Annotated in this window: 23 protein-coding genes; 12 read left to right on the plus strand and 11 right to left on the minus strand. The window is 69.1% G+C overall.

The window, feature by feature from the left end; genetic code table 11:
• Nucleotides 1–106 precede the first annotated feature (106 nt).
• A complete protein-coding gene (locus VEC03_RS01820; RefSeq protein WP_324912422.1) occupies nt 107–769 on the minus strand; it encodes a helix-turn-helix domain-containing protein in 663 nt (220 codons plus the stop codon).
• 39 nt (nt 770–808) lie between these two features.
• On the opposite strand from VEC03_RS01820, the gene VEC03_RS01825 reads away from it, so the two are divergent.
• Entirely contained in the window at nt 809–1,528 is a 720-nt protein-coding gene (locus VEC03_RS01825) for a DAPG hydrolase family protein (RefSeq protein ID WP_324912423.1), read from the plus strand.
• A 16-nt stretch (nt 1,529–1,544) separates the two neighbouring features.
• Here the strand turns inward: VEC03_RS01825 and VEC03_RS01830 are convergent, their stop codons facing one another.
• Both VEC03_RS01830 and serC read right to left on the minus strand, forming a co-directional pair.
• Nucleotides 1,545–2,741: a phosphoglycerate dehydrogenase gene (locus tag VEC03_RS01830; protein ID WP_324912424.1), complete on the minus strand. Its 1,197-nt coding sequence runs from the start codon at nt 2,739–2,741 to the stop codon at nt 1,545–1,547.
• Complete coding sequence (serC, locus tag VEC03_RS01835; RefSeq protein WP_324912425.1) at nt 2,734–3,816, minus strand: 3-phosphoserine/phosphohydroxythreonine transaminase; 1,083 nt, start codon at nt 3,814–3,816, stop codon at nt 2,734–2,736. The genes VEC03_RS01830 and serC overlap by 8 nt, the downstream gene beginning before the upstream one ends.
• Before the next feature lie 286 nt (nt 3,817–4,102).
• On the opposite strand from serC, the gene VEC03_RS01840 reads away from it, so the two are divergent.
• The gene (locus tag VEC03_RS01840) at nt 4,103–4,933 is read left to right on the plus strand and encodes a helix-turn-helix domain-containing protein (RefSeq protein ID WP_324912426.1); all 831 of its coding nucleotides are present in this window, start codon (nt 4,103–4,105) and stop codon (nt 4,931–4,933) included.
• 3 nt (nt 4,934–4,936) lie between these two features.
• On the opposite strand, the gene sbmA is transcribed toward VEC03_RS01840, so the two are convergent.
• Nucleotides 4,937–5,947: a peptide antibiotic transporter SbmA gene (gene sbmA, locus VEC03_RS01845; protein WP_324912427.1), complete on the minus strand. Its 1,011-nt coding sequence runs from the start codon at nt 5,945–5,947 to the stop codon at nt 4,937–4,939.
• Nucleotides 5,948–6,281: 334 nt separating this feature from the next.
• On the opposite strand from sbmA, the gene VEC03_RS01850 reads away from it, so the two are divergent.
• Complete coding sequence (locus tag VEC03_RS01850) at nt 6,282–6,641, plus strand: pyridoxamine 5'-phosphate oxidase family protein (protein WP_324912661.1); 360 nt, start codon at nt 6,282–6,284, stop codon at nt 6,639–6,641.
• 49 nt (nt 6,642–6,690) lie between these two features.
• Here VEC03_RS01850 and acnB read toward each other — a convergent pair whose 3' ends face one another.
• From acnB to VEC03_RS01870, 4 genes are read right to left on the minus strand one after another with little or no spacing between them, the layout of a single operon-like run.
• Nucleotides 6,691–9,282, minus strand: a complete 2,592-nt coding sequence (gene acnB, locus VEC03_RS01855) for a bifunctional aconitate hydratase 2/2-methylisocitrate dehydratase (protein ID WP_324912428.1) — start codon at nt 9,280–9,282, stop codon at nt 6,691–6,693.
• A gap of 24 nt (nt 9,283–9,306) precedes the next feature.
• Nucleotides 9,307–10,092: a hypothetical protein gene (locus tag VEC03_RS01860; protein WP_324912429.1), complete on the minus strand. Its 786-nt coding sequence runs from the start codon at nt 10,090–10,092 to the stop codon at nt 9,307–9,309.
• A gap of 25 nt (nt 10,093–10,117) precedes the next feature.
• Nucleotides 10,118–11,104, minus strand: coding sequence for a CoA ester lyase (locus VEC03_RS01865; RefSeq protein ID WP_324912430.1), 987 nt, complete (start codon nt 11,102–11,104; stop codon nt 10,118–10,120).
• Between the two features lie 11 nt (nt 11,105–11,115).
• Nucleotides 11,116–12,102, minus strand: coding sequence for a malate dehydrogenase (locus tag VEC03_RS01870; RefSeq protein ID WP_324912431.1), 987 nt, complete (start codon nt 12,100–12,102; stop codon nt 11,116–11,118).
• A gap of 191 nt (nt 12,103–12,293) precedes the next feature.
• Here VEC03_RS01870 and VEC03_RS01875 point away from each other — a divergent pair, with 191 nt between their 5' ends.
• From VEC03_RS01875 to gltA, 7 genes are all read left to right on the plus strand, one after another.
• Nucleotides 12,294–13,076 (plus strand): GntR family transcriptional regulator, encoded by a 783-nt coding sequence (locus VEC03_RS01875; protein ID WP_324912432.1) that lies wholly within the window; start codon nt 12,294–12,296, stop codon nt 13,074–13,076.
• A 166-nt stretch (nt 13,077–13,242) separates the two neighbouring features.
• On the plus strand, nt 13,243–13,677 hold the full coding sequence (sdhC, locus tag VEC03_RS01880; RefSeq protein WP_324912433.1) for a succinate dehydrogenase, cytochrome b556 subunit: 435 nt from the start codon (nt 13,243–13,245) through the stop codon (nt 13,675–13,677).
• 19 nt (nt 13,678–13,696) lie between these two features.
• Nucleotides 13,697–14,062, plus strand: a complete 366-nt coding sequence (sdhD, locus tag VEC03_RS01885; RefSeq protein ID WP_324912434.1) for a succinate dehydrogenase, hydrophobic membrane anchor protein — start codon at nt 13,697–13,699, stop codon at nt 14,060–14,062.
• A gap of 76 nt (nt 14,063–14,138) precedes the next feature.
• The gene (gene sdhA / locus VEC03_RS01890) at nt 14,139–15,875 is read left to right on the plus strand and encodes a succinate dehydrogenase flavoprotein subunit (RefSeq protein ID WP_414708447.1); all 1,737 of its coding nucleotides are present in this window, start codon (nt 14,139–14,141) and stop codon (nt 15,873–15,875) included.
• Between the two features lie 58 nt (nt 15,876–15,933).
• Nucleotides 15,934–16,638: a succinate dehydrogenase iron-sulfur subunit gene (locus VEC03_RS01895; RefSeq protein ID WP_324912436.1), complete on the plus strand. Its 705-nt coding sequence runs from the start codon at nt 15,934–15,936 to the stop codon at nt 16,636–16,638.
• 5 nt (nt 16,639–16,643) lie between these two features.
• Nucleotides 16,644–16,925: a succinate dehydrogenase assembly factor 2 gene (locus VEC03_RS01900; protein WP_324912437.1), complete on the plus strand. Its 282-nt coding sequence runs from the start codon at nt 16,644–16,646 to the stop codon at nt 16,923–16,925.
• A gap of 16 nt (nt 16,926–16,941) precedes the next feature.
• Nucleotides 16,942–18,252, plus strand: coding sequence for a citrate synthase (gene gltA, locus VEC03_RS01905; RefSeq protein ID WP_324912438.1), 1,311 nt, complete (start codon nt 16,942–16,944; stop codon nt 18,250–18,252).
• A gap of 68 nt (nt 18,253–18,320) precedes the next feature.
• Here gltA and VEC03_RS01910 read toward each other — a convergent pair whose 3' ends face one another.
• The 3 genes from VEC03_RS01910 to VEC03_RS01920 all read right to left on the minus strand — a co-directional run bounded on the left by VEC03_RS01910 (nt 18,321) and on the right by VEC03_RS01920 (nt 21,413).
• The gene (locus VEC03_RS01910) at nt 18,321–19,124 is read right to left on the minus strand and encodes a methyltransferase domain-containing protein (RefSeq protein WP_324912439.1); all 804 of its coding nucleotides are present in this window, start codon (nt 19,122–19,124) and stop codon (nt 18,321–18,323) included.
• Nucleotides 19,125–19,240: 116 nt separating this feature from the next.
• Entirely contained in the window at nt 19,241–20,881 is a 1,641-nt protein-coding gene (locus VEC03_RS01915) for a LuxR C-terminal-related transcriptional regulator (RefSeq protein WP_324912440.1), read from the minus strand.
• A 52-nt stretch (nt 20,882–20,933) separates the two neighbouring features.
• Complete coding sequence (locus VEC03_RS01920) at nt 20,934–21,413, minus strand: BON domain-containing protein (protein WP_324912441.1); 480 nt, start codon at nt 21,411–21,413, stop codon at nt 20,934–20,936.
• A 153-nt stretch (nt 21,414–21,566) separates the two neighbouring features.
• Between VEC03_RS01920 and leuC the strand changes: the two genes are divergently transcribed.
• Nucleotides 21,567–22,988 (plus strand): 3-isopropylmalate dehydratase large subunit, encoded by a 1,422-nt coding sequence (leuC, locus tag VEC03_RS01925; protein WP_324912442.1) that lies wholly within the window; start codon nt 21,567–21,569, stop codon nt 22,986–22,988.
• Nucleotides 22,989–23,000: 12 nt separating this feature from the next.
• Nucleotides 23,001–23,132: an entericidin A/B family lipoprotein gene (locus VEC03_RS01930; RefSeq protein WP_324912443.1), complete on the plus strand. Its 132-nt coding sequence runs from the start codon at nt 23,001–23,003 to the stop codon at nt 23,130–23,132.
• The last annotated feature ends 47 nt before the right edge of the window (nt 23,133–23,179 follow it).

Here is a 23,179-nt window from a genome sequence, read left to right on the forward strand (position 1 = left end):
GGTCTTCCTTTTCTTCTGGACCGGAGGTCGTGTCCCGGCTGGGACAGCTCGCCCCATTGTGCCGCCGCCTCCGCCGTTGGGTTGCCGGAGCGGCCGATACCCGCAGTCAGGGAGCGGCTGCGCTACCGGACCGGAACAGGGCCACGATGGCATCGAGTTCCGCCTCGTCGTCCCAGTCCGCAGCCGGCGCCAGCACCAGGCGGGCGGACAGGTAGCCCAGGTTCAGCGAGAGGAACAGGCGGGCCATGCGCTCCGGCGCGATGTCGGACCGCAATCGCCGGTCCGCCTGCAGGCTCGTGAACAAACTGACCAGCGGCTTCCAGGCAGCCGATCGCCAGTGGGCGGCGAACCGCTCGCGCGCCGAGGCATCGCGCAGCACCTCCGCCATCAGCAGGCGGACCAGCTCGGGAGCGCCCTGCCAAGCCTGCAGGCGCGAGGCCAGCAGCGAGCGATGCCAGCCTGCCAGGTCCGCGGCGGACGCGCCGATGGCGCGGCGCAGGCCCTCGAGCGACAGCGGTGCCAGGTGCATCAGCACCGCTTCCTCGACGACCGCCCGGACCAGCGCCTCCTTGGAACCGAAGTGCTTGAACAGCGTGCGCTCCGTGGTGCCGGCGCGGGCGGCGATCTCGCGCGTGCTCGCCCGCTCCACCCCGCGTTCGGCAAAGAGCTGCGCCGCCGCCCACAGGATCTCGGCGCTGCGGGCTTCCGAACGCGGGCGGCCGCGCGCCCGCGATTTACTTTGTATAGCTGTCACTTTACTTATATTCAAACAAGAAGTACAGTGGATGCTATACACATCTGACCTGCCATGAGCTACCAGGCCTTGCCCCTGCCGGTCCTGGCCGCAGCCGAGCGGCCCCCGGTGCCTGCCTATCCGGCGAGGCACCCGGGCCCGCCGCAGCCCGCGGCCCTGCCCTGGCCCCTCAAGCCGCTGGGGTCCGCCCGCTTCGGCGTCGACCGCCTGGCGGACGGACGCACCCGGTACTGGATCCGCCACGAGGTGCTGCGCGGCGTCTCGCCGCGCATGCTGGCCTGGTGGTTCGCCCACCTCGAGGGCGAGGTGGAGGTGGACGGCCGCCGGGTCGACCGCTACCGCGCCTGGCATCCCTACGACCACGTGCATGCGAGCTATGCGAAGCGGCTGCCGGACGGCAGCGTGGGGCCCGGCGCGGTGATCCGCCTGAAGGAGTTCCTCGGCGCCAATCGCCGCTTCGAGGTCGACATCGAGACCCGCATCGAGAAGCTCGACGAGGAGGGCTTCATCCACAACCCGGTGGTGCATGGCATCTCGGGACTCGCGCGGATGGAATACACGTTCCGGGCGGTGCCGGACGGCACCCTCTATGAGAACTGCCTGGTGATCGGCACGAGGCGTGGCGTCGCCCGCCTGCTGCAGCCCCTGGTGCTGCGGCTCGCCTTTCCCGCCGGCAAGGGCGAAGCCTGGCTGCGCCACAACGTCGAGGAGGTCGGCATGCTGGAGCACTTCCTGCCCGGCCTGTACCGGCAGGAGACCGGCCGGCAGGACTGACCCGGACCGGCTTGCTTCAGTCCGCTTCGGCGGCCGGCAGGTAGCGCACCGCGAGCACGCCCTCGATGGCGCGCAGCGCGGCCAGCACCTCGGCCGAGACCTCGCTGTCCACGTCCACCAGCGTGTAGGCCATCTCGCCGCGCGACTTGTTGACCATGTTGTGGATGTTCAGGCCGGCCTGCGCCATGGCCGTGGAGATCTGGCCCAGCATGTTGGGCACATTGGCGTTGGCGATCGCCACCCGGAAGCGCGACTCCCGCGCCATCGCCACGCCGGGGAAGTTGACGGCGTTGACGACGTTGCCGTGCTCCAGGTAGTCGCGTAGCTGCTCGGCGACCATCACCGCGCAGTTGTCCTCGGCCTCGCGGGTGGAGGCGCCCAGGTGCGGGAGCGCGATCACGCCGGGGTGGCGCAGGATGGCGCCGTGCGGGAAGTCGCAGACGTAGCGGCCCAGCGTGCCGGCGTCCAGCGCCCGCAGCACGGCCGCGTCGTCGACCACGCCCTCGCGCGAGAAGTTCAGCAGCACCCCGCCGGACTTGAGCAGCGGCAGGTTATCGGCGTTGACCAGGTGCCGCGTGGCATCGAGCAGCGGCACGTGCAGGCTGACGAAGCGCGAGCTGCGCAGCACTTCGGGCACGCTGCCGGCGCGGCGCACCTGCGAGGGCAGGCTCCAGGCCGCATCCACCGTGATCTCGGGGTCGAAGCCCACCACGTTCATGCCCAGCTGCAGCGCCGAATGGGCGACCAGGCAGCCGACCTTGCCCAGGCCGATCACGCCCAGGGTCTGCCCGGCCAGCTCGAAGCCGGCAAAGGCCTTCTTGCCCTCCTCCACCTGCCGATCCAGGTCGGCGGCGGACGGATCCAGCCCGTCGACGAAGCGCTGCGCCGCCGGCAGGTTGCGCGCCGCCATCAGCATGCCGGACAGCACCAGTTCCTTCACCGCATTGGCGTTGGCGCCCGGCGCGTTGAATACCGGCACGCCGCGCGCGCTCATGGCCTTGACCGGGATGTTGTTGGTGCCGGCACCGGCACGCGCGATCGCCTGCACGCTGGCGGGCACCTGCATGGCATGCATGTCGGCCGAGCGCACCAGCACCGCGTCCGGCTCCTCCACGTCCTTGCCGACCCGGTAGCGTCCGGCCGGCAGGCGCTGCAGCCCCACCTCCGAGACCTGGTTCAGCACCAGGATCCGGAACGGGCGCAGGCTAGCCATGCTGCCTCTCGAATTCCTGCATGTAGGCGACCAGCGCCTTCACGCCCTCGATCGGCATGGCGTTGTAGATCGAGGCGCGCATGCCGCCGACCGAGCGGTGGCCCTTGAGCTGGATCATCCCGCGCTCGGTGGCCCCCTTGAGGAAGGGCTCGTCCAGGGCCGCGTCCTTGAGCGTGAAGGGCACGTTCATCAGCGAACGGTCCTCGGGCGCGACCGGGTTGCGGTAGAAGCTGCTGGCGTCCAGGTAGTCGTACAGGATCTTGGCCTTGGCCCGGTTGTGCTCCTCCATGGCCGCCAGGCCGCCCTGCGCCTTGAGGTGCTTGTAGACCAGCCCGGCGATGTAGATCGCGTAGGTGGGCGGGGTGTTCAGCATCGAGTCGGCCTCGGCCTGCAGCTTGTAGTTGAAGGCCGAGGGCGTGATCGGCAGCGCGTGGCCCAGCAGGTCGTCGCGCACGATCACGACCGTCACCCCGGAGGGGCCCATGTTCTTCTGGGCGCCGGCATAGATCAGGCCGTAGCGGCTGACGTCGATGGGCCGCGACAGGATGTTGGACGACATGTCGGCCACCAGGGGCACGGCGCCCGTGTCGGGCGTCCAGTGGTACTCGACGCCGCCGATGGTCTCGTTGGAGCAGATGTGCACGTAGGCGGCGCCCGGATCCAGCTTCCATCCGGACTGCTTCGGGATCGCGGTGAACTTCGAGGCCTCGCCGGTGGCGGCGATGTTGACCGTGCCGTAGGTCTTCGCTTCCTTGACCGACTTCCTGGACCAGTCGCCGGTCACCACGTAGTCGGCGCGGCCGCTGCGCCCGATCAGGTTCATGGGGACGATGGCGTTCTCGCCGATCGCCCCGCCCTGCAGGAACAGCACCTTGTAGTTGGACGGGATCCCCATCAGCTCGCGCAGCGTGGCTTCCGCTTCGGCGTGGATGCCGATGAATTCCTTGCCGCGGTGGCTCATCTCCATCACCGACATGCCGCTGCCGTGCCAGTCGAGCATTTCCTCGGCCGCCTGGCGCAGGACGGCTTCGGGCAGGGTGGCGGGACCGGGGCTGAAGTTGAAGACGCGGGTCATGGGATGCTGTCGAAAAAGGGGTGGGACAGCATACAAGAAGCCGGTGGGCCTGCCGGCCGCGGGCCCATGGCCACGTGGCGATCTTTGCTTCTCCGCTGTTCCTGCGCCGCGTGCTCTGGGCCCTGGGCCGATTCGGCCTCGTGCCTGGGTTGCGGCGCGCTGCAACTGGCCGTCGACATGCAAGCCTCCTTGGAAGTGGGTGCTGGCATGGTGGTCACCGGGCCGAGGCAGGTCCATGACCTGCGAAGTCATGGAAGTCCGGCCGCGCAACGCATAGCATGCCTGCATGAGCCTCGCCCCCCAGCCGACCCTCGCCCCGCCACCCTTCGGCGCCCAGTTGCGCCGCTGGCGACTGCACCGCCGGCTCTCGCAGCAAGGGCTGGCGGGGGAAGCCGACATCTCGACCCGCCACCTCAGCTTCGTGGAGACCGGCCGTGCCCTACCCAGCCGCGAGATGGTGCTGCGGCTGGCCCAGCGGCTGGACGTGCCGCTGCGCGAGCGCAATGCCATGCTGGTGGCTGCCGGCTACGCGCCCATGTACCGCGAACGGCCGCTGGCGGATCCTGCGCTCGCCCCGGCACGCGAGGCCGTCGAGCTGATCCTGCGGGCGCACGAGCCCAACCCGGCGCTGGCGGTGGACCGGCACTGGAACCTGGTCGCCGGCAACCGCATGCTGCCGCACCTGCTGGCCGGCGCCGATGCCGCGCTGCTGCAGGGGACGGTCAACGTGCTGCGCCTCAGCCTGCATCCGCGCGGGCTGGCCGGCCGCATCGTCAACCTGGGGCAATGGCGGACGCACCTGTTCGAGCGGCTGCACCAGCAGGTGCAGGCGACCGGCGATGCCGTGCTGTCGGACCTGCTGGCGGAACTGCAGGCCTACCCGGTGCCCGAGGGCGCGCACGACACGCGGCTGGACGGCGAGCACCTGGGCGTGGCGCTGCCATTGCAGTACCGCGCGCAGGATGGGCGGGTGCTCAGCTTCATCAGCACCACCACCGTCTTCGGCACGGCGGTGGACGTGACCGTGCAGGAGCTGGCACTGGAAACCTTCTTCCCGCTGGATGCGGCGACCGGCGAGGCGCTGCGCCAGCTGGCGGCCGCGACCGAGGGCCCCTGAGGCCTACCCCGGCGTCGCCGCCGGCCGCACGTCGGCCGCATCGCCGGCCTCGATCTGCCGCTCGAAGGCGCGCAGGCGCTTGTAGACCGACATCAGCTCCACGATGGTGGACCAGCTCAGCACCAGGAACTGGAACGAGCTCTCCACCCGGCCGAACGCGCGCACGATCTGCTGCATCACGCCCAGGGTCACTGCCCCGCTCACCATGGTCGGCGCCAGGGCGATGTAGGGCACCAGCACGCCGAACTGGATGTAGGACCACTTGGCGACATCGAAGTACAGGTAGTGGAAGAACAGGCGGAAGTAGTTCTTGCGCACGTCGCCGAACAGCCGCCCGGTCTCGGGCGGGCTGGCGCGCGCCGGGTCGTCCTCGCCATAGACCAGCTCCTTGCGGTAGGCCGCCTCCACCCGCTGGTTCTGGAACTGCAGGCCCGGCAGCTTGATGCCGACCACTGCCAGCAGCACCGTGCCGGCCAGCGCGAACGCGATGGCGACCCAGACCAGCGAATACGGGACGGTCCCGAACCAGGGCAGCTCGGTCACCTTGGCCGACAGGGTGGCCAGGATGGGCAGGAAGGCACCCAGCACCATCAGGCTGCGCATGAAGTCGATACCCAGGCCCTCCATGATGGTGGCGAAGCGCATGGTGTCCTCCTGCACGCGCTGGGCGGCGCCTTCGATGTGGCGCAGCTTGTCCCAGTGCGACATGTAGTAGTCGTTCATCGCCGTGCGCCAGCGGAAGATGTAGTGCTTGACGAAGAAGTCCAGCACCACCGCGATCGTCACGTACAGCATGGCGATGCGCAGGAACAGGTTGAGCTGGGCCCAGTAGTCGGCCGTGGTGATCGACCCCGGCTTGGCCAGCGCCTTCTGCACCAGGTCGTAGAAGCTGCCGAACCACTCGTTGATCTGCACGTCCAGCTCCACCCGGTACCAGGTGGCGAACAGGATGACGGCCGTGCCCAGCAGGGACCAGGGGAGCCAGCGGCGGGAGAAGAAGAACGACTTGAACATGCGAGGGCCTTCGCCGGTTGAACGGCGGATGCTACGGGAAGTGCGGACCCGGCACGGCACCGGCCGTCACCGGCGGAAGGGGATGCGGGGATGTCGGAGCCGGCGCACAGCCTGCGGTGGACGCTTCCGACGCTGCGGATGAGCGCCGCGGCCCAAGATGGATCCAAGACCCGACCGGGACCCCGAAGGACTTCCCCATGAGCAAGGACAAGACCCCCCAGCAGCGGCTGTGGGAGATGATCAAGGACATCCGTTTCGCCATGCTGACGCACCGCCATGGCGACGGCGCCTGCACTCGCACCCGCTCACCACCCTGAACCGGGGACTCGGCGAACTGCCGGTCCTCTATTTCTTCGTCTCGCGACGCACCGAGCTGGGCGAGCGCTTGCGCAACGACGGCAACGTCAACGTGTCCTATGCCGACCCGCACAACGACCGCTACGTGTCGATCAGCGGCCAGGCCACCGTCAGCGAGGACCGCGACACGCGCCACCGGCTGTTCAACCCGATGACCAAGGCCTGGTTCCCCGGCGGCGCGGACGATCCCGATCTGGAACTGGTGGAGGTCCACATCACCCACGCCGAGTTCTGGGACATCCGGGAGAGCAAGCCCACCCAGCTGTTCAAGCTGGCAGCGGCGGCGGTGAGCGGCGAGCGGCCCACCATCGGCGAGCACCACGAAGTGCTGGTCTGACCATGAAAAACGGCCCCCGGGGGGCCGTTCTTCCGTGGGAGCCAGCCGCTTACGCCGGCACCTTGTCGGCGACCTTGCGGAAGTCGTCGATGCGGTCGAAGTTCATGTACTGGTAGATCTTCTCGCCGTTGGCGTTGATCACGCCGATGTCGGCCAGGTACTCCTCGCGCGTCGGGATGCGGCCCAGGCGCGAGCAGATGGCGGCCAGCTCGGCGCTGCCCAGGTACACGTTGCTGTTCTTGCCCAGCCGGTTCGGGAAGTTGCGGGTGGAGGTGGAGAACACCGTCGCGCCCTCCTTCACCTGCGCCTGGTTGCCCATGCACAGCGAGCAGCCCGGCATCTCCATGCGGGCGCCGGCGGTGCCGAGCACGCCGTAGTGGCCTTCCTCGGTCAGCTGCTTCTGGTCCATCTTGGTCGGCGGCGCCACCCACAGCTTGGTCGGGATGTCGCGCTTGCCTTCCAGCAGCTTGGAGGCCGCACGGAAGTGGCCGATGTTGGTCATGCACGAGCCGATGAAGACCTCGTCGATCTTGGCGCCGGCCACGTCGGACAGCGTCTTGACGTCGTCCGGGTCGTTCGGGCAGGCGACGATCGGCTCGGAGATCTCGGCCAGGTCGATCTCGATTACGGCGGCGTACTCGGCGTCGGCATCGGCCTCGAGCAGCTGAGGGTCCTTCAGCCAGGCTTCCTGGGCGGCGATGCGGCGCGCCAGCGTGCGGGCGTCCTGGTAGCCGTTGGCGATCATCCAGCGCATCAGCGTGATGTTGCTGTTGATGTACTCGATGATCGGTTCCTTGTTCAGGTGCACCGTGCAGGCCGCGGCCGAGCGCTCGGCGGAGGCGTCGGACAGCTCGAACGCCTGCTCCACCTTCAGGTCCGGCAGGCCCTCGATCTCGAGGATGCGGCCGGAGAAGATGTTCTTCTTCCCGGCCTTGGCCACCGTCAGCAGGCCCTGCTTGATGGCGTACAGCGGGATGGCGTTGACCAGGTCGCGCAAGGTGACGCCGGGCTGCATCTGGCCCTTGAAGCGCACCAGCACGCTCTCGGGCATGTCCAGCGGCATCACGCCGGTGGCGGCCGCGAACGCCACCAGGCCGGAGCCGGCCGGGAAGCTGATGCCGATCGGGAAGCGGGTGTGCGAGTCGCCGCCGGTGCCGACCGTGTCGGGCAGCAGGAAGCGGTTGAGCCAGCTGTGGATCACGCCGTCGCCCGGGCGCAGCGAGACGCCGCCGCGGGTGGAGATGAAGTCCGGCAGCTCGTGGTGCATCTTCACGTCCACCGGCTTGGGGTAGGCCGCGGTGTGGCAGAACGACTGCATCACCAGGTCGGCCGAGAAGCCCAGGCAGGCCAGGTCCTTCAGCTCGTCGCGCGTCATCGGGCCGGTCGTGTCCTGCGACCCCACCGACGTCATCTTCGGCTCGCAGTAGGTGCCCGGGCGGATGCCCTGGCCTTCCGGCAGGCCGCAGGCGCGGCCGACCATCTTCTGCGCCAGGGTGAAGCCCTTGCCGCTGTCCTTGGGGGCTTGCGGCAGGCGGAACAGCGTCGAGGGCGGCAGGCCCAGCGCCTCGCGGGCCTTGGCGGTGAGGCCGCGGCCGATGATCAGCGGGATGCGGCCGCCGGCACGCACCTCGTCGAACAGCACCTCGCTCTTGACCTGGAAGGTGGCGATCACCTCGCCGTTCTTCAGCGCCTTGCCCTCGTAGGGGCGCAGCTCGACCACGTCGCCCATCTCCATCTTGGAGACGTCCAGCTCGATCGGCAGCGCGCCCGCGTCTTCCATGGTGTTGTAGAAGATCGGTGCGATCTTGCCGCCCAGGCAGACGCCGCCGAAGCGCTTGTTCGGCACGAAGGGGATGTCCTCGCCGGTCCACCACAGCACGCTGTTGGTGGCCGACTTGCGCGAGGAACCGGTGCCCACCACGTCGCCCACGTAGGCGACCGGGTGGCCCTTGGCCTTGAGCTCGTCCAGGAACCTGACCGGGCCGCGCTTGCCGTCTTCCTCCGGCTGGAAGGGCGCGCCCTCGCGCTTGTTCTTCAGCATGGCCAGCGCGTGCAGCGGGATGTCGGGGCGGCTCCAGGCGTCCGGGGCGGGCGACAGGTCGTCGGTGTTGGTCTCGCCGGGCACCTTGAACACGGTGACCGTCAGGCTCTGCGGCACTTCGGGGCGGCTGGTGAACCACTCGGCGTCCGCCCAGCTCTGCAGCACCGCCTTGGCGTTGGCGTTGCCCTTGTCGGCCTTTTCCTTGACGTCGTGGAACTGGTCGAACATCAGCAGCGTCTTCTTGAGCGCATCGGCCGCGACGGTGCCCACTTCGGCGTCGTCCAGCAGCTCGATCAGAGGGCCGATGTTGTAGCCGCCCAGCATGGTGCCCAGCAGCTCGGTGGCCTTGGCACGGCTGATGACCAGGCACTTCTCGGTGCCGTGCGCCACGGCGGCCAGGTAGCTGGCCTTGACCTTGGCGGCGTCATCCACGCCGGCCGGCACGCGGTGGGTGATCAGGTCCAGCAGGAAGTCGGCCTCGGCGGTGCCGGGCTTCTTCAGCAGCTCGACCAGGTCGGCCGTCTGTTGTGCCGACAGGGGCAGCGGCGGGATGCCGAGCGCCGCGCGCTCGGCCACGTGGTTCACATAGGCTTGCAGCATGGGTTCTCCGTCCTTGGATGCGGGTTACTGGTTGGTGCTGGGGGCCGGGGCCGCGGCACCGGCGGCCGGGACGCTCGCGATGCCTGAGGCCGGCGACGAAGCGGCGGCCTCGGCGGGAGATGCCGCCGGAGCCGGCTGGGCGGCCGCGGTGGCGGGAGCCGGCGCGCTGGCGGCCGGCTGCGGCGCGCAGCAGGGCATGGCACCGTGGCGGCCGCCGTGGCCGTGCATGCCGCCGCCGGCCGGCAGCGGCTCCAGGATGCTCGGGCGCGGATTGCGCTTGAGCTCCTCGGCGTACGTGACCTGCTCCGGGCTCTGGCACTCGTCGGCGAGGCGCTGGCCCAGCTTTTGGCTCATCAGCATGGACTTGTTGCCCAGCTGCAGCCACATCGCGCCCCGCTTGCCGTCCTCCAGCCGGATCGCACCGGTGCGGCTCTGCACCGGGTGCATGAGGAAGCGGTGGCCCTTGGTGCTGACCACGAACAGCCCGGCCCGGCGGGCGGCGCGCACGCGCACGGTCGCGCCGAGCTCGCACGGCATCTCGCCCACGTAGACCTGCTTCGCGACTTCGAGGTCCTCTTCGCTCAGCTGGATGCTGGGGTCGTCGTCGATCGGGGTCACCTCCTCGACCGCCTTCTGCGCGGACCGCGCCAGGGGCTTGCCCTTCCCCTTTGCAGCAGCGGGTTTGGCCGCCGGCTTGCTGGCCGCAGTTGCGGTCTTGCCCGCGTCGGGCTTGGCGGTTTGCGCCGTCGCCGGCAGGGCCAGGGCGATCAGCAGCGCGGCCACGGCGGCCGGCACGAGACGGTCATGCATGGTGTCTCCTGTGGGGTCGTCGAAATCAGGGGCCGGCGAACCAGCCCTGCGCCTGCGCCGGCAGCCGCGCACCCGTGGCGTGGGCGCGCTCCAGCACCTGCCAGTGGAAGCGGTAGCTGGCACGGTCGTGCAGCTTGCCGTCGAAGCTGATGGGCGCCCAGTCGGCCTGCTCGGCCTGCTGCAGGATGCAGGCAGCCTGGGCGATCTCGCCTTCGCTGGGCGACATCGCCTTCAGGATCGGGCGGATCTGGTCGGGGTGGATGCTCCACATGCGCGTGTAGCCGAACTCGTTCACGGCCCGGCGCGCGGCGGTCTCCATCGCCTGGGCATCCTTGAATTCGGTCACGACGCAGTGCGAAGGCACCTTGCCATGCGCGTGGCAGGCCGAGGCGATCTCCAGCTTGGCGCGCACGACCAGCGGATGCGTGAACTGCCCCTGCGCGGCCATGCCTTCCTCGGGAATGGCACCGCCGTGGGCCGAAACGAAATCCATCAACCCGAAGCTGAGCGACTGGATGCGCGGATGGCCGGCGATGTCGAAGGCACGGTGCACCGCGGCCGGCGACTCGACCAGCGCGTGCAGCGGCAGCTGCCGCGCGCCGGCGGCATCGAGCGCATGGGCGGCGATCTCGACGTCGCGCAGCGACTCCACCTTGGGGATCATCACGTGCGACAGGCGGGCGCCGGCCCGGCCGACGATGGCCTGCACGTCGTGCGCGAAGGCGGGATGGTCCACCGGGTGCACGCGGACGGCGACACGCGCACCGGGGGCGGCGCCCATCACCAGGTCGGTGACGAGCGCTGCGTGTTCGGCCTCGCGGCCGACCGGCGCGCCGTCCTCGCAGTCGAGCGTGACGTCGAACACGCAGGCGCCGAATTCACGCGTCATTTCGGCCTGCAGCTGCAGGCTCTTGCGCATCCTGGCCTCCACGCCGCTGTAGTGGTCGCACACCGGCAGCCCGCCGGTGCGCGCCTGGGCGCCGAGGAGGATGTCGCGCGGGTGCTGCTTCACGCGGCGCCCGCTCAGAGCAGGTGCGCCACGCCGGCCTGTTCGTCCTGCAGTTCCTTGAGCGTCTTGTCGATGCGCTCCTGGCTGAACGCGTCGATGGGCAGGCCCTTGACGATCTCGTACTTGCCGTTGGCGGTGGTGACGGGGAAGCCGAACATCACGTCCTTGGGGATGCCGTAGTCGCCGTTGGAGGGCACGCCCATGGTGACCCACTTGCCGTTGGTGCCCAGGGCCCAGTCGCGCATGTGGTCGATGGCGGCGTTGGCGGCGGAAGCGGCCGAGGACAGGCCGCGCGCCTCGATGATGGCGGCGCCGCGCTTGCCGACGGTGGGCAGGAAGGTGTCGGCGTTCCACACCTGGTCGTTGATCATGTCCTTGACGCTCTTGCCGCCCACGGTGGCGAAGCGGTAGTCGGCGTACATGGTGGGCGAGTGGTTGCCCCAGACGGTCAGCTTCTCGATGTCGGCGACGGCGCAGCCGGTCTTGGCCGCGATCTGCGACAGCGCGCGGTTGTGGTCCAGCCGCAGCATGGCGGTGAAGTTCTCGCGCGGCAGCGAGGGCGCGCTCTTCATGGCGATGTAGGCGTTGGTGTTGGCCGGGTTGCCGACCACCAGCACCTTGACGTTGCGGCTGGCGACCTTGTCCAGCGCCTTGCCCTGGGCGGTGAAGATCTGCGCGTTGGCGGCCAGCAGGTCGGCGCGCTCCATGCCGGGGCCGCGCGGGCGGGCGCCCACCAGCAGGGCGTAGTCGGTGTCCTTGAAGGCGGTGTTGGCGTCGGCGTGGGCCTCCATGCCGGCCAGCAGCGGGAAGGCGCAGTCCTCCAGCTCCATCATCACGCCCTTGAGCGCCTTCTGCGCCTTCTCGTCCGGGATCTCCAGCAGCTGCAGGATCACGGACTGGTCCTTGCCGAGCATCTCGCCCGAGGCGATGCGGAACAGCAGGGCATAACCGATCTGGCCGGCGGCGCCGGTGACGGCGACGCGGACGGGCTTCTTGCTCATGGGGAAATCTCCGAAGGTGGTCAATCGAATGAGGTCGCGCCGGCGGCGCGGGCCGGTGCGACCGGCGGCGCGAACGGGGCGGCAGCGCCCGCGCGGCAACAGACGGCGAGTGTACCCGCTGGCCACCGCCGGGGTCAACTTGTCTTATGTCTTATATAAGATATGATGGGCCTTTTCGCTGCCGCCCCGACATGCCTGCCCTGCCCCCGACCGACGACAACGCCGCCCTGGCTGCGCCGTCTGCTGCCGGGCCGTCGTTCAGCCCGCTGTACCAGCAGATCAAGGCCCTGATCCTGCGCAGCCTGCAGGCCGGCGAATGGAAGCCCGGCGAATCGATCCCGAGCGAGATGGACCTGGCCGCGCGATTCCGCGTCAGCCAGGGCACGGTGCGCAAGGCGATCGACGAACTCGCCGCCGAGAACCTGCTGGTGCGGCGCCAGGGCAAGGGGACCTTCGTCGCCACCCACGCCGAGCAGCACGTGCAGTACCGCTTCCTGAAGCTGGTGCCCGACGACGGCGACCGCGACGCGGGCGGCCCGGCCGAGCGCGCCATCCTGGAGTGCCGGCGCACCCGCGCCACGGCGGAGGTGGCCCGCGCATTGGGCCTGCGCACCTCGGACTCGGTGGTGCAGGTGCGCCGCGTGCTGTCGTTCGCGGGCGAGCCCACCATCCTGGAAGACCTGTGGCTGCCGGGCACCGCCTTCAAGGGCCTGAGCGCCGAGCAGATGGAGGGCTACCAGGGGCCCACCTACGCGATGTTCGAGATCGAGTTCGGCGTGCGCATGGTCCGGGCGGAAGAAAAGATCCGGGCGGTCGCGGCCGACGAGCAGCAGGCGCAGCTGCTGAAGGTGCCGCGCGGCACGCCGCTCCTGAGCGTGGAGCGCACCGCCTACACCTACAACGACGTACCGATGGAACTGCGGCGCGGGCTGTACCGCACCGATCGCCGGCACTATCGCAACGAGCTGAGTTGACCGGCTCCGCCACGCGCATCCGCGCCTGTCCCCGACCCGCCGCGACAAGGTGCGCGACGCTTGAGGATTCGCATGTTTCGTGTCCGGTTGTTGCGTTGAAATAGAATTTTGGGTCGTCCGCCCTCGTCGGCGGCACGCGCAACACCTCCCGAGAAAGCCACCTCCCATGTCAGTTGCCCAGAAGCCGCGCCCGGAATTCCGCAACATCAACGCGTTCAGGGACCTCCCCACCTACCGCCTGCCGGCGCCCGGACGCGTGTCCATCCTGCACCGGATCAGCGGCGCGCTGATGTTCGTGCTGCTGCCGTTCATCATCTGGATGTTCGACACCTCGGTCTCCTCCGAGCTGTCGTTCGCCCGCTTCACGTCGGCCTTCTCCGCCGGCATCGGCTTCGTGCCGGGATGGTTCGTGAAGCTGGTGGCGCTGGGCCTGACCTGGGCCTACCTGCACCACTTCATCGCCGGCGTGCGCCACGTCTGGATGGACATCAGCCACGACGCGGTCACCCTGCAGCGCGGCCGCCCCTCGGCCATGGTCACCCTGGGCCTGAGCGTCGTGCTGACCATCGTGCTCGGCCTGAAGCTGTTCGGCGTCTACTGATCTCGCGGGAAGAAACACCATGGCAGTCAACTACGGAACACGCCGCACCGTCGTCGGTGCGCACTACGGCCTGCGCGACTGGCTCAGCCAGCGCATCACCGCCGTCCTGATGGCGGTCTTCACGGTGGTCGTGCTGGCCCAGCTGCTGTTCAGCAGCGGGCCGATCGGCTACGAGAGCTGGGCCGGCATCTTCGCCAGCCAGTGGATGAAGGTGCTGACCTTCGCCGTCATCGTCGGCCTGGCGTGGCACGCCTGGGTCGGCATGCGCGACGTGCTGATGGACTACATCAAGCCGATCGGGCTGCGCCTGGTGCTGCAAGTGTTCGTGATCGTGTGGCTGACCGGCTGCGCCGGCTGGGCCATCCAGGTTTTGTGGAAGGTGTGAGCAAGTGGCATACAGCAGCAAGAACATCACCCGCCGGCGTTTCGACGTCGTCATCGTCGGGGCTGGCGGCTCCGGCATGCGCGCCTCGCTGCAGCTGGCGCGCGCCGGCCTCAACGTGGCCGTGCTCACCAAGGTCTTCCCCACCCGCTCGCACACGGTGGCCGCGCAGGGCGGCATCGGCGCGTCGCTGGGCAACATGTCCGAGGACAACTGGCACTACCACTTCTACGACACCGTGAAGGGTGGCGACTGGCTGGGCGACCAGGATGCGATCGAGTTCATGTGCCGCGAGGCGCCCAAGGTCGTGTACGACCTCGAGCACATGGGGATGCCGTTCGACCGCAACCCCGACGGCACCATCTACCAGCGCCCGTTCGGCGGCCACACCGCCAACTACGGCGAGAAGCCCGTGCAGCGCGCCTGCGCCGCGGCCGACCGCACCGGCCACGCCATGCTGCACACGCTGTACCAGCAGAACGTCAAGGCCCGCACCAGCTTCTTCGTCGAGTGGATGGCGCTCGACCTGATCCGCGACGCCGAGGGCGACGTGGTCGGCGTCACCGCGCTGGAGATGGAGACCGGCGACCTGCACATCCTGGAAGCCAAGACCACGCTGCTGGCCACTGGCGGCGCCGGCCGCATCTTCGCGGCCTCGACCAACGCCTACATCAACACCGGCGACGGCCTGGGCATGGCGGCCCGCGCCGGCATCCCGCTGCAGGACATGGAGTTCTGGCAGTTCCATCCCACCGGCGTGGCCGGTGCCGGCGTGCTGCTGACCGAAGGCTGCCGCGGCGAGGGCGCGATCCTGCTGAACAGCAACGGCGAGCGCTTCATGGAGCGCTACGCGCCCACGCTGAAGGACCTGGCGCCGCGCGACTTCGTGTCGCGCTCCATGGACCAGGAGATCAAGGAAGGCCGCGGTTGCGGCCCGAACAAGGACTACGTCCTGCTCAAGCTGGACCACCTCGGCGCCGACACCATCCACAAGCGCCTGCCCTCGGTCTACGAGATCGGCGTCAACTTCGCCAACGTCGACATCACCCGCGAGCCGATCCCGGTGGTGCCGACCATCCACTACCAGATGGGCGGCGTGCCGACCAACATCCACGGCCAGGTGGTGACGCAGGAAGGCGACGTGCACAACAAGGTCGTCAACGGCCTGTACGCCGTGGGCGAATGCTCCTGCGTCAGCGTGCACGGCGCCAACCGGCTGGGCACCAATTCACTGCTGGACCTGCTGGTGTTCGGCCGCGCCGCCGGCGACCACATCGTCGAGTTCGCCAGCCGCAACAAGTCGCACAAGCCGCTGCCCGCGGACGCCGCCGACCGCACGCTGGCTCGGCTGGCGCGTCTGGACTCGGCCACGTCCGGCGAGTACGCGCAGGACGTCGCCAACGACCTGCGCCAGAGCATGCAGAAGCACGCCGGGGTGTTCCGCACCCAGGCCATGCTGGACGAGGGCGTGCACCAGGTCGCCGCGCTGCGCGAGCGGGTGAACGCGATCGCGCTGAAGGACCAGTCGATGGTGTTCAACACCGCGCGCGTCGAGGCGCTGGAGGTGGAGAACCTGATCGAGTGCGCCCAGGCCACCATCGTCTCCGCAGCCGCGCGCAAGGAATGCCGCGGCGCCCACACGGTGAGCGATTACGAGAAGCCCGCCGACGATCCGCAGGCGCCGCTCGGCCGCGACGACGCCAACTGGCTCAAGCACACGCTGTGGCACAGGGAGGGCAGCCGCCTGAGCTACAAGCCGGTCAACCTCAAGCCCCTCACCGTCGAATCGGTGCCGCCGAAGGTCCGCACCTTCTGACCGGCCATCCCCGCACGTTCCCGGCGCCCCCAAGCTCCTCCATTCCTCCCGAGACACCATGCAGAAACGCACCTTCCAGATCTACCGCTACGACCCCGACAAGGACGCCAAGCCGTACATGCAGACGGTGCAGATCGAGCTGGACGGCAACGAGCGCATGCTGCTCGATGCCCTGATGAAGCTGAAGGCGCAGGATCCCTCGCTGTCCTTCCGCCGCTCCTGCCGCGAGGGCGTCTGCGGCTCGGACGCCATGAACATCAACGGCAAGAACGGGCTGGCCTGCCTGACCAACATGCGGACGCTGAAGGACCCGATCGTCCTCAAGCCGCTGCCCGGGCTGCCGGTGGTCCGCGACCTGATCGTGGACATGACCGACTTCTTCAAGCAGTACCACTCGATCAAGCCCTACCTGATCAACGACACGATCCCGCCCGAGAAGGAGCGGCTGCAGTCGCCCGAGGAGCGCGACGAGCTCAACGGCCTGTACGAGTGCATCCTGTGCGCGAGCTGCTCGACCGCCTGCCCCAGCTTCTGGTGGAACCCCGACAAGTTCGTCGGCCCGGCCGGCCTGCTGCAGGCCTACCGCTTCCTGGCCGACAGCCGAGACCAGGCCACCAGCGAGCGCCTGGACAACCTGGAAGATCCGTACCGCCTGTTCCGCTGCCGCACCATCATGAACTGCACCGACGTGTGCCCGAAGGGGCTCAACCCGGCGCAGGCGATCGGCAAGATCAAGGAACTGATGGTCCGCCGGGCCGTCTGACGCCGATGGGCGAGGCCCTGCTCGACGAACATGCGATCGGCAAGCTGCGCTGGCGATGCCGCCGCGGCATGCTGGAGAACGACCTCCTGATCGAGCGCTTCTTCGCCCGCCACGGCACGGCCCTGACGCCCCGCCAGGGCGCCGTGCTGGAGGAACTGATGCAGCTGTCCGACAATGAACTGATGGACCTGCTGCTGCGCCGGCGCGAGCCGTCCGGCGAACTCGACCGCAGCGAGGTGCGAGACATGCTGGAGCTGCTGCGCACCCGCCCCGCCGCGAACGATTGAACTGAAGGAAACCGAGATGAAACCCGCCGACAACAAAGCCACCCTGTCGTTCAGCAACGGCAGCCCGAGCGTCGAGTTGCCCGTGTACCAGGGCAGCATCGGCCCGCAGGTGATCGACATCCGCAAGCTGTACGCGCAGACCGGCATGTTCACCTACGACCCGGGCTTCATGTCCACGGCGTCCTGCCAGTCGACCATCACCTACATCGACGGCGACAAGGGCGAGCTGCTGTACCGCGGCTACCCGATCGAGCAGCTGGCCACCCAGTGCGACTTCCTGGAGACCTGCTACCTCCTGCTGTACGGCGAGCTGCCCAACCAGCAGCAGAAGAACGAGTTCGTCTCGCGCGTGACCAACCACACCATGGCGCACGAGCAGATGCAGTTCTTCCTGCGCGGCTTCCGGCGCGACGCGCACCCGATGGCGGTGATGACCGGCCTGGTCGGCGCGCTCTCGGCCTTCTATCACGACAGCACCGACATCAACAATCCGCAGCACCGGGAGATCTCGGCGATCCGCCTGATCGCCAAGATGCCCACGCTGGTCGCCATGGCGTACAAGTACAGCGCCGGCCAGCCCTACATGTACCCGAAGAACTCGCTGTCGTACACGGCGAACTTCATGCGCATGATGTTCGCCACGCCCTGCGCCGAGTACGAGCCCAACGAGGTGCTGGTGCGCGCGATGGACCGCATCTTCATCCTGCACGCCGACCACGAGCAGAACGCCTCCACCTCCACGGTGCGCCTGTGCGGCAGCTCGGGCACCAACCCGTTCGCGGCCATCGCGGCCGGCGTGGCCTGCCTGTGGGGCCCCGCGCACGGCGGCGCCAACGAGGCGGCGCTGAACATGCTGGAGGACATCCAGCAGATGGGCGGCGTGGCCAAGATCGGCGAGTTCGTCAGCAAGGTCAAGGACAAGAACTCCGGCGTCCGCCTGATGGGCTTCGGGCACCGCGTCTACAAGAACTACGACCCGCGCGCCAAGCTGATGCGCGAGACCTGCCACGAGGTGCTCAGCGAACTGGGGCTGGAGAACGATCCGCTGTTCAAGCTGGCCATGTCGCTGGAGAAGATCGCGCTGGAGGACGAGTACTTCGTCTCGCGCAAGCTGTACCCGAACGTGGACTTCTATTCGGGCATCGTGCAGCGCGCCATTGGTATCCCGGTGTCGCTGTTCACCGCCATCTTCGCGCTGGCCCGCACGGTGGGCTGGATCGCGCAGCTGAACGAGATGATCGGCGACCCCGAGTACAAGATCGGCCGGCCGCGCCAGCTGTACGCCGGCGCCGCCCGCCGCGACGTGCAGCCGATCGACAAGCGCTGATCGCGCCACGGCGCCATCGAAAAGCCACCTTCGGGTGGCTTTTTTCGTCTTCCGGCCCCGCGTTGGCGTCAGCGGCCGGTCACCGTCGAAAGCTGCACGTCGCAAGCCATCCTTCCGTCCACGGCGGCATCGCGCCACCCGGCGCCCAGTTCCTGTTCGAGCGCAGCCCGGCTCGCTTCGCTCGTCCTGGACACCAGGTTCATCAGGGGCGTGCTGGTCACGTACTGCCGCACGAACTCCTCGACCGGCGGCAGGAGCAGCGTCGTGCGGGTCCTCTTCACTTCGACGTCCCGGAAGCCGGCCGCCGCCGTGAGCTCCCGAAGCGTCGCTTCGTCGTGAAGCGAGAAGACGACGTGGACGAACGCAGTGGCTTGCGGTCCGATGTGCTTGCCCAGCGCCGCGGCGAGCGCCTCGAACAAGGGCGGCGTGGGCCCGGGCAGGCCGAGGACGACCCGCCCGCCCGGCGCCAGGACGCGCCGCATGTCGCGCAAGGCTCCGGGTTTGTCGGACATGAATTGCAGGCCCATCTGGCAGAGCACCAGGTCGAATGCGGCGTCCGGCAGCGGCATGGCGTCGGCGCTGCCCTCGTGCCACTCGATCCCGAGCCCGGACGAAGTCACCGACCGCGCAACGGCCAGCATCGCCGGGTTCAGGTCCAGGCCCGCAACCGAGCCGCCGCTGCCGACCCGTTGGGCTGCAAGCCGGGTCACCACGCCGGTGCCGCACGCCACATCCAGGACCTGCTCGCCCGGGCGCGGTGCAGCAATCCGGATGAATTCGTCGGCCAGCGGCGCCGCGATGCTCGGCACGAAGTAGCGCTGGTAGTTCTCGGGGGCGGTTCCGCCGTAGGTCTGCGCAAAGGTCTGGTCCATGGCGATCTCCTTCGGTCTTGATGGAGATCCCACGCTAGGCGCCGGGCCGGGCCCCCGCATCCCGAGGCTTGACCAATCGGCGCAGGCGCCATGGTCAGGATTGACCATCCTGGCGGTCAGAGAAGCCCGTGCCGGAAGGCGAAGGCGCTCGCCGCGGTTCGCGAACCCACTTCCAGCTTCGTGAAGATGTTGCTCAGGTGGCGGGCAACGGTGTGCTCGCTGATGAAGAGGCAGGACGCGATCTCGCGATTGGATCGGCCCTGGGCCACCAGCCTGAGGACTTCGAGCTCGCGGCTGCTGAGCGGGCCGGAGCATGCAGCCGTTGCCTTCGGCGGATGATCGAGCGCCGCCAGGGCGGGAGCGGCTCCCAGCCGCGCGAACGTGCGTGCCGCCGCATCCCGGTGAGCGCGCGCCGTATCGTGGTCGCCCACCGCCTGGCAGGCCCTGGCAATGAGCACCCGAACCTGCGCCGTCTCGTAGGCGGCGCCGAGGTCCTGCCACCCGGACCACGACTCGCGCAGGAAGGCCAGCGCCGCCTGGGCATCGCCCTGGGCCAGGAGGACGGCGCCGGCCGCCTGGTTCGCCGAGGCCCGCAGGAAAGTCGCAGCGGAAGCCGCGGCAAGTTCCTGGAGTTGCCGCGCAGACAGGGCGGCCGGTTCGACCTCGGCCGCTGCCAGCATGATCTCGACGTGGGCGCGGAGCACCAGCGGCCGGGCCGTCGCGCCGGCCAGCCCCTGCCGATCGCCGGACTCGCCCAGGACTCGGCGGATGGCAGCCTTCGCCGCGTCCAGGTCCCCCTGCGCCAGCCGGAGCAGCGACAGGCCCGGCTGCGGCTCGATGCCAAGCCGGCTGGCTTCGGTGTACATGGCTTGCGCGAGCCCGAACTCGCCGCGCAATCGATGCAGCTCGGCTGCCTGGTAGAACGCACGCCCGGCGAATTTCTCGCGGCTTTCCTGGCAGACGTCGATGGCCCGGCTTGCCTCCGAGATGGCACCGGACCAGTCGCCCTGCAGCTGGAGGATCTCGGAGCGATGCACGAGGCATTCGCCCCGAAAGGCAAGCAGGTCCGGCTGGGCGGCGCACCACTCGGCCAGCGCCTCCGTCCATTCCGTGCAGCGCCGGAAATCGAAGATGCGCTGGCAGGTCACGATCGCGGCGCAGTAGACGATCCCTGCTGCCATCGGGGAGACATCGCCGGCCGTGACGGCGACCATCGCCTCGTCCAGCTGCTGCACGCCCCGGTCGATGCGGTCGAGCCGGATGAGGGCCTGCCCACGGCTGAGCAGGCCGAACGCCAGCACGTCGGCATCCCCCAGCTGGTCGGCCAGCGGGACCATCGATTCGAAGTCGGCCTGCGCACCCTCGGCCTCGCCCCGCATCATCTGCATCAGCCCGGAGAGCAGGTGCACGTACGCCTGCTCCGCTCGATCGGGACTGTCGCCGACCAGTCGCTGCAGCCGGGCGAGCCACCCTGTGCATTGCGCGATGTCTCCCCTGAGCAGGGCGGTCAGGGCCAGCCAGAAGGTCCAGCGCGCGGCGCGCCGGGGATGTTCGCCGTCGACCAAGACCTGCTGCAGTCTCCTGAAAGTCGCGATCGCATCGGCGGCCTGTCCGACCAGGTAGGCGGCCTGGGCCAGTTGCTCGAGATCCGCCACCTCGAGTGGGGAGCGGGCGTCGGCAGCACGGAGCTGGGCGTACGCCTCCCGCCAGTTGCGGTGCACGACGGCCCGCCTGCCGAGCTCGAGTGCCGTGGGCATCGTGTCGCAGTCTCCTTTTGGGCGCGCAGCCGGACCGCCGTGCGGCGCCGGTTCAGGGTAGCCGGTAGCGCGGCTGGTCCTGCGTTCCCACCATCAGCAGGTTCACCACGCCCATCACGTCGTCCACCTGCATGGCCGCCCGCTCCAGGCCCTCGGCCTGCTGCCCGGATCGAACGCAGCCCATGAGCGTGACGAGTCGCCGCTCCCCGAGCACCCACACGCTGGTGTCGTCGAAGCGCCCGTCCAGGCGCAGGTACTGCGCCACCCGGGGGATCAGTTCCTTGTCGTAGAGGTAGGAATTGGGCAGCCGGCAGCGGCCGGAGCGGTAGCAGCTGTTGCCGTGCTGGGCCCGCACGTGGGCCTGCTCCCTCATCTCCTCCTCGGTCATGCCGGGCGGAGCGGGCACCGGGCAGCCCGGCAGGCCCGAGGTGGCCTGCACGAAGGGGTCGTCGAACCAGTTGCGGCGCTCCTGCGCCGCCGCCGTGCAGGCCAGCGCGGCAGCCAGGGGCAGGAGGCAGGCGCGGATCGTCATGGCTTTGTCCGGCCACCATGCTGCGGGGCGGCGGCGGCCGCTGTCAACGGGGCGCGCCGGGGGGGACGATGGAGCAGGTTCCTCGCGGGTGCCCTTACGGCAGAGCGGCGCCCAACCCGGCCGATAAAATGGCCGGTTCAGCCGGAAGCACCCATGGCACGCACCCTCTACGACAAGATCTGGGACGAGCACGTCATCCACACCGAGGAAGACGGCACGGCCATCCTCTACATCGACCGCCACCTGGTCCACGAAGTCACCAGCCCGCAGGCCTTCGAGGGCCTGCGCGAAGCCGGCCGCAAGGTCTGGCGCATCAGCTCGGTGGTGGCCACCGCCGACCACAACACGCCGACCACCGGCTGGGAGCGTGGCTACGACGGCATCGACGACCCGATCAGCAAGGAGCAGGTCACCACGCTGGACCGCAACATCGGCGAGTTCGGCGCGGCCGCCTACTTCCCCTTCCTGTCCAAGCGCCAGGGCATCGTGCACGTGATCGGCCCCGAGCAGGGCGCCACCCTGCCGGGCATGACGGTGGTCTGCGGCGACTCCCACACCTCCACCCACGGCGCCTTCGGGGCGCTGGCCCACGGCATCGGCACCAGCGAGGTCGAGCACGTGCTGGCCACCCAGACCCTGCTGGCCAAGAAGGCGAAGAACATGCTGGTCAAGGTCGAGGGGCAGCTGCCCCGCGGCGTGACCGCCAAGGACATCGTGCTGGCCATCATCGGCAGGATCGGCACCGCCGGCGGCACCGGCTACACCATCGAGTTCGGCGGCTCCGCCATCCGCTCGCTGTCGATGGAAGGGCGCATGACGGTCTGCAACATGGCCATCGAGGCCGGCGCCCGCGCCGGCATGGTGGCGGTGGACGACAAGACCATCGAGTACGTCAAGGGCCGCCCGCTGGCCCCCACCGGCGTCGAATGGGACCAGGCCGTCGCCTACTGGCGCACCCTGCACTCCGATCCGGACGCGAAGTTCGACACCGTGGTGGAGCTCGACGCGGCGAAGATCATTCCGCAGGTGACCTGGGGCACCTCGCCCGAGATGGTGCTGGGCGTGGACGCGCGCGTGCCCGATCCCGACAAGGAGAAGGACGCCACCAAGCGCGGCGCCATCGAACGTGCGCTGACCTACATGGGCCTGGAGCCGGGCAAGCCGATCAACGACATCGTCATCGACAAGGTGTTCATCGGCTCGTGCACCAACAGCCGCATCGAGGACATGCGCGAGGCCGCCGCCGTGGTGAAGAAGCTGGGCCGGAAGGTGGCGAAGAACGTCAAGCTGGCCATGGTGGTGCCCGGCTCCGGCGTGGTGAAGGAGCAGGCCGAACGCGAGGGCCTGCACGAGATCTTCAAGGCGGCCGGCTTCGAGTGGCGCGAGCCGGGCTGCTCCATGTGCCTGGCCATGAACGCCGACCGGCTGGAACCCGGCGAGCGCTGCGCGTCCACCAGCAACCGGAACTTCGAAGGCCGCCAGGGTGCCGGGGGCCGCACGCACCTGGTCAGCCCCGCCATGGCCGCCGCCGCGGCGGTGCATGGCCATTTCGTCGACGTCCGCCAATTCATCTGAGGAGGAGAGCCCATGTCCGTGAAGAAGATCGCCGCCCTGTTCGCATTGGCCGTGCTGCTGGCCGGCTGCAACACCGTCAAGGGCATGGGCCAGGACATCCAGAAGGCCGGCGGCGCCATCGAGGACGCGGCCAAGAAAAAGTAAATACCTCGGGGACAGACCACCGAAGCAACGCGCAGGTGCTCTGTCCC

The sequence above is a fragment of the Ramlibacter sp. genome, from assembly GCF_035627355.1.
Lineage (GTDB): Bacteria > Pseudomonadota > Gammaproteobacteria > Burkholderiales > Burkholderiaceae_C > Ramlibacter.